Annotated in this window: 6 protein-coding genes and 1 tRNA gene; 2 read left to right on the top strand and 5 right to left on the bottom strand. The window is 48.7% G+C overall.

The window, feature by feature from the left end; translation table 11 throughout:
- Window positions 1-167: 167 nt before the first annotated feature.
- The 5 genes from KK062_RS29645 to KK062_RS29625 all read right to left on the bottom strand — a co-directional run bounded on the left by KK062_RS29645 (window position 168) and on the right by KK062_RS29625 (window position 4474).
- A complete protein-coding gene (locus tag KK062_RS29645) occupies window positions 168-599 on the bottom strand; it encodes an alpha-amylase family protein (protein WP_254088013.1) in 432 nt (143 codons plus the stop codon).
- A 53-nt stretch (window positions 600-652) separates the two neighbouring features.
- Window positions 653-1234 (bottom strand): hypothetical protein, encoded by a 582-nt coding sequence (locus tag KK062_RS29640; protein ID WP_254088012.1) that lies wholly within the window; start codon window positions 1232-1234, stop codon window positions 653-655.
- Complete coding sequence (locus KK062_RS29635; protein ID WP_254088011.1) at window positions 1231-2511, bottom strand: site-specific integrase; 1281 nt, start codon at window positions 2509-2511, stop codon at window positions 1231-1233. Before KK062_RS29635 ends, KK062_RS29640 begins: the two co-directional genes overlap by 4 nt.
- Window positions 2512-2759: 248 nt before the next feature.
- Window positions 2760-2844, bottom strand: a tRNA-Ser gene (locus KK062_RS29630).
- A gap of 91 nt (window positions 2845-2935) precedes the next feature.
- Window positions 2936-4474 carry an Ig-like domain-containing protein gene (locus KK062_RS29625; RefSeq protein WP_254088010.1) on the bottom strand — a complete coding sequence of 513 codons (1539 nt, stop codon included), beginning with the start codon at window positions 4472-4474 and terminating at the stop codon, window positions 2936-2938.
- 66 nt (window positions 4475-4540) lie between these two features.
- Between KK062_RS29625 and KK062_RS29620 the strand changes: the two genes are divergently transcribed.
- Window positions 4541-4918, top strand: a complete 378-nt coding sequence (locus KK062_RS29620) for an MGMT family protein (RefSeq protein ID WP_254088009.1) — start codon at window positions 4541-4543, stop codon at window positions 4916-4918.
- A gap of 90 nt (window positions 4919-5008) precedes the next feature.
- Window positions 5009-5323 carry a T9SS type A sorting domain-containing protein gene (locus tag KK062_RS29615; protein WP_254088008.1) on the top strand — a complete coding sequence of 105 codons (315 nt, stop codon included), beginning with the start codon at window positions 5009-5011 and terminating at the stop codon, window positions 5321-5323.
- The last annotated feature ends 316 nt before the right edge of the window (window positions 5324-5639 follow it).

Here is a 5639-nt window from a genome sequence, read left to right as displayed (position 1 = left end):
AACCGCTCGGGATCAATGTGCGGATATTGTTTTACCAGCTCAGCGAAAACCAGATCGCCATTGAAGATAGGCACGCCAGCAGGTACAAGCCGAGGGCCATAAGTAGTTTTGCCAGCCCCATTGGGACCGGCAATCACGAAAAATTCCGGAGTCATAGCAGCGGAATATTAAGCCGATATTAGGTCAGACCAATAGCCTTTGCCAGCCGGTGCAAGCTGCTGAATGAAAGAATACGATCTCTTAGCAGGATCAAAAGAAACGAGATCTTCGGAGCCATCGGGATTAGCGCGTACAAAGTGCGATGCCTCTTTTGTGCGATCATCTTTGTAATACATCGGCAGCCCCCGTTGAAAAGCATCGGAATATAACTGGCGGGTTACTTCATTTGCCTGGCTTTCAAATTGAGCAACAGTTAAGCCGCTGGGGAATAGAAGTTCTGATTTGTCAGCCGAGCTTTTTTGCCCGTTCAGAATAGCTTCTAATGTCTTAAAAAACTCAGAGTCATCTTTTAGTGAACGCTTAAGTTCGTTCAACTCTTCGGCGGGTATTACTACGCCGGAAAGCATGCCTGATTCATTTTTTAAGACTGTCATTTTCATCGGTCTCACCGTTTGGTTTACAAAATTAAACAAGTTCCTCATAATTATTTGGGTTAAAGGTTATGGAGTTCGATTTCCTTCGTTTTTATGGCAGCGACGCCGTTTTTCTGAACTTGTCTGGAGGGTTTATGTGCCTTTGATATATGGCCATCCAACGACCTCTTATTCGGAAACGGCCCGGCTTCGCATTCCGGGCACCAATGCTCAATGACCTTTTCTTTTTCACCAGCCAGCCGCTTAAAGAACAGCTCGCTAAGCTGCCAAACTGAAAGCGAATGAACGAGGCAAATCAGAAAGCTAATAGAAGTCAATTTGATGTTTACAAGCGTAGGATTTTGAATCGTCTCAAACCAATAGTCGTAATAGAATGCGTTCAGAAAAAAGCTCACGACGGCATAAAATTTACCGGTGTTGCGATAGCCGTTGATAATGAATATCAGAATTATGAACTCTATAACGGCTGCCAGGGCTATGCCATATAGCCAGTTAAATGCGGTGTAGCCATACACACTGATATCCAGATGTTCCATCTGCATAAACAGGTGCCCGGCATGCGGAACATATAGCAATATTAACACAAGCGCTCCGTGAAAGATCACTTCTTTGCTCTCCAGGTATGTGACTAATTTATTCATGGTTGTGGCGTTTGGTTGTTGTTTGAATCTGCATGAGGGATGTTCTGCTTTCTGGATTGCATGTCCAGTTTTCCGCGTAATGCTAACATGTCGTTGCTCACTTTTCCATCGAGAATTTTAGCATAGTGTTGCGTTGTCTTCAGGTTTCTATGGCCAAGCATTTTTCCTACGGTTTCAATCGGCACACCATTACTAAGTGTTACGGTGGTGGCAAAGGTGTGTCGTGCTGTATGCGAGGTCATTTTTTTGGTGATACCGCACAGGTCAGAGATTTCTTTCAGATAGGCGTTCATCTTCTGATTGCTCGGCACCGGCAGAAGAACGTCTTTATGTGAACAGAATGGATCGTGCTCGTATCTCTCGACAACATGCAGAGCCTGGGGTAGGAGCGGAATGCGGGAAGGCGTATCGGTTTTCTTTCGGCTTGTGAAGATCCACTTCTCGCCGTCTATTCCGGTGGCCACTTCAGAGCGTTTCAATTTTTTAATATCGGCATAGGCTAAGCCGGTATAGCAACTGAACAAGAACAGATCTCGTACGATGTTGAGGCGGGCCGTGGCAAAATTCTTTGCAGCCAAAGTGTCGATATCTTCTTGTGTCAGGATTTCGCGAACAACTTCCCGTTTATTCATCTTGTAGCCGAGAAATGGATCACGTGTGAGCCACCCATTCTTTAGACAAATGTTGATGATCTTTTTAAGATTACTGATGTACTTAACAGATGTATTGTGGCAGCAGCCTCGCTCTGATTTCAACCAAAATTCAAATTCGGATACGAACTCAAAGTTTAATGCGTCAATGGCTATGTCGTCTCTTTTATACTTCCATTGAATAAAAGAGACTGTGTGTGCCAATGCTGTTTCGTAACGCTCTTGCGTGCCCGGAGCGAACTCTTTGCCGACCAGCAGGGCCAGCTGTTCATTGTGATGCTGAAAGATGGGTACAAGCGTGCGGACGTCTTTCTTTTTCCCATGAAGTCCTTCCTTTAAAGCTTCGGCGGTAATGGGTTCTTTGTCTGCCATTAGCTGGAGATACACCTCATACACGCGCGTTTGTAGCGTACTTAGGTACGCATTTAACATGCGCACATCTTCCCGCGTGCCCGCGGCTCGGCCGTTGACATTATCCCAACGTGCAGGGTCCCATTGGCGACGCGTTGAATACTCGGCGCGCTCCCCTGCGGCGCTTATGCGCATGTAGATGGGCAGGGCAGCAGCTCGTTTCGACTGTTTCGGTTTCTTGAAATGGAATTGTACTGAAAAGCGATTGTTCATCATAACGACGGTGTTTAAGCATGGATAAATCTATGCTTGCGGCCACCGCGAATCAAGATGTTCACTGGTTGAACAGGTTGATCTTCAATTCGTTGCGAGAGAATTGGTGAGTCTTTTTTCGACTTCGGACGAACTCACCAATTTCCCCCCTAAAACATGAGAAATGATGCATAATTTGAATGGTCCAAAAACAAAAAAGCCTGCAAATTTCGTCATTTGCAGGCTTTTGAATGATTTGACATTGTTGTCAGCAGAGGAAGAGGGATTCGAACCCCCGGACCTGTTACGGTCTCCGGTTTTCAAGACCGGTGCAATAAACCGCTCTACCATTCCTCTGTACCGGTTTATTTTAAGGATGGCAAAGATAGCAGTTTCTGCCTTTTTGGCAAAAAACACTGCCTCTTTTCTTTTCCAGGCCGGAAAAGCACTATTTCTGCTCGTCGGCGAAGTCTACAAACGTCTTTTTAATGTCTCTGTCGTCGACCTTGGCTACGTTCTTATGATATGCGTCCAGCTCCAGCAGCACTATACGCTGGTCGTTCAGGATAGCCCGCAGCTTCTCAATCTCCTTATCAAAATCCGGTTTCCGACGCTCTGATTTCAACGAATAACGGCGGGCAAACTCATCACCCGAAGACTGTATGCGGTTCCGGATATCGATGCTGATCTTAATCTTCTCCAGGATGGCATCTTTCGAACGGCCGATTACTTCAGTGGCCTCCAGCGTACCCATGGTCAGTACCGTCGTACCCCCCACAGCCGACACAATCTTCGACTGGTCAGCATTGTCCACCATCGCAGGTGTAAAGCCGGTCACAGCACCCAGTGAGGCATTGACGATAGAGCGGTGCTTTTTGCCTTTCTTGGCTGACTTGTAGTCGGCGTTCAGTTTCTTTTGGTTGGCATCGAGCTGTTGGATCAGAATCATGGCGTCTACCAGGTTGGCGCGGTATTTCTGGAACAGGTGAGCATCCTTCTTAATCAGGTTTTCGGTATCGGCGATTTTGATGCGGATCCTTCTTTGCGTTCGGTTGTTGGACTTGTCAAGCACGAAGAATACCAGCTCTATTGTACGCGCTACCTGGGCGTCGTCTACGAAATCGTAGCCGGGTGTCCAGGTAAACTCGGACTGCAGCGCGGTGTTTTCTTTCAGCGCCGACGCCGGCACGCGCTTGTCGCTGGCGACGAAGCCCACATTGCGTACGTTATCGTCGCCGTTGGGGTCGGAAATGTAGATCTTCAGGTTGAGCGTTTCGTCTTCTTTAATGGAGAACAGCGTATCGACGGGTACCACCAGAATATCCGGCGGCAAATCCTGTTGGGTTTGAGCGACCTTGATGCGGCCTTTGGTTTCTGCTTTGTCGGGTTGATCCTGGACGACAAACTCCAGCGTGAGCGGGTTGCCGCGAAGGCCGGCGAATTGGCTGCGCGAGGGTGTCCAGGTAAGCTGGCCGAGCGATGACAGCGAAGAGCCTTCCGGCATCTGCGATTGAATGGAACGGAAGACCAGCGGGTCGCCGTCGGGGTCGTATACATATTCGCCGGCCACCTGAAAGGTGTTCGGGCTGGCCTGCTTGACGTAGAAGACTGGCAACTCTTCCACTACCGGCGGGCGGTTGATGTGGCGCACGGTGAACGTAATCGTTCTGCGGTCGCGCTTGCCGTCGCTGTAGGCACATTGGAAGATTACGGAGAAATCTTTTTGAAGGGCCACGCGGTCTACGAGGTCGTAGGAAGGCCTCCAATAAAAATTGCCAAGCGAGTCGAACTGGATGCCGAGGCCATCGGCGCCGTCAAGGGTGAAATATTTTGTGGCGGTGGCGTGCGATTTTACCTGGAAGCGCAGCTCCCGGTTTTCATCCAGTACATTCCAGCCAGTCGAGTCCGGAAAGATCAAATGCGAAGACTGTCCAAACGCAGCAGCACAGCACAGAGACAGAAAAAGAACAAGAGCGGATTGCTTCACAAGAATCTAGTTTGCTATTTAAAGGTCGTAAAGTTAACAAGATCGAGTTTTTGTGACATGCCAGGTATGAAAAAGACGCAATCTGCACCCAATTTCTTCGACGATGTGTATGAAGTGTGCCGTCTAATACCGTCAGGGCGGGTGACCAGCTATGGGTCAATTGCACACTACTTAGGAGTGAAATCGGGTGCGAGAATGGTCGGATGGGCCATGCATGGCTGCCCAAAGGACGTTCCGGCGCATCGTGTCGTTAACAGCAACGGCCTGCTTACGGGTAAGGTTCACTTCAAACCGCCCTCCGCCATGGCGTCGCGACTCAAAAAAGAGGGCGTGAAGGTGGTGAAAGACAAAATCCAGCACTTCAACGACGTATTCTGGGATCCATCGACGGAACTCACCCTCGACAAACCCAAAGCAAGAAAACGCGCTCCCAAAAAGGGATAAATTTTTCCGGACAACCCGCTATTAACGCTGATTTACGCCAATTGGCGCGTGGCACAGCGTTCGCATTACCGTTGTCAAAAGACACTAACTATGAAACCCCTCATCAGAGTTTTTGTTGTCGGCCTGCTCTTCTTCGCTGCCCCCGTGCAGCGTTCACATGCGAAAGATGCTGTGGTGCCTGCGCCTCCTGCGGCCCGTGAAAACAGTCTCTTTATCCTCAAAGCAGAGAAAGGTTTTGTCGGCGCAACGGTGGAGATATTCCACGTCAGCGGTGATCTGCTGGCTTCTCAGCAACTGCAGAAACGTAAGGTTGTGATCGATTTTGGAAGTGTTCAGTATGGCACGTACATAATACGCCTGACGAAAGGGAATAAGATACAGGAGTATCAGTATACTAAGAAATAAGATGTAGCTCCGCTTACCTGCGGACTCATCAAGAAATAGTGGGGTTGGTTTTAATCGGGTTTAGGCTGCTTCGTCCAAGAGGTGGCCTTTTCCTTTTTATATGGTTTGTACTACGGCACGGCTGCTGGACGAAGGTGGTCGGTGGAACTGTGGTGGTTTTAGGGTTACCATGGTTACGACGTGACCTCGATGGCAGTCTGAAGACTGCCATTAGACAGGCACAAGTCGCCCTCCCTTCGGTCGGAAGACTCATATCTTTGGAAATAGAATCAGAACAGTTATTTTTTGTCAATACTAGCCGGTGGGGTACCTATTC

The organism is Dawidia cretensis, assembly GCF_018598175.1.
GTDB classification, from domain to species: Bacteria; Bacteroidota; Bacteroidia; order Cytophagales; family Cyclobacteriaceae; genus Ohtaekwangia; species Ohtaekwangia cretensis.
Note: the sequence above shows the minus strand (reverse complement) of the source record. Positions and strands in the feature narration are given on the sequence as shown.

Bases quoted from the DNA above. Each gene is read 5' to 3' on its own strand.
- KK062_RS29620 (WP_254088009.1), top strand. From the start codon at position 4,541: ATGAAAAAGACGCAATCTGCACCCAATTTCTTCGACGATGTGTATGAA.
- KK062_RS29635 (WP_254088011.1), bottom strand. From the start codon at position 2,511: ATGATGAACAATCGCTTTTCAGTACAATTCCATTTCAAGAAACCGAAA.
- KK062_RS29615 (WP_254088008.1), top strand. From the start codon at position 5,009: ATGAAACCCCTCATCAGAGTTTTTGTTGTCGGCCTGCTCTTCTTCGCT.
- KK062_RS29645 (WP_254088013.1), bottom strand. From the start codon at position 599: ATGAAAATGACAGTCTTAAAAAATGAATCAGGCATGCTTTCCGGCGTA.
- KK062_RS29640 (WP_254088012.1), bottom strand. From the start codon at position 1,234: ATGAATAAATTAGTCACATACCTGGAGAGCAAAGAAGTGATCTTTCAC.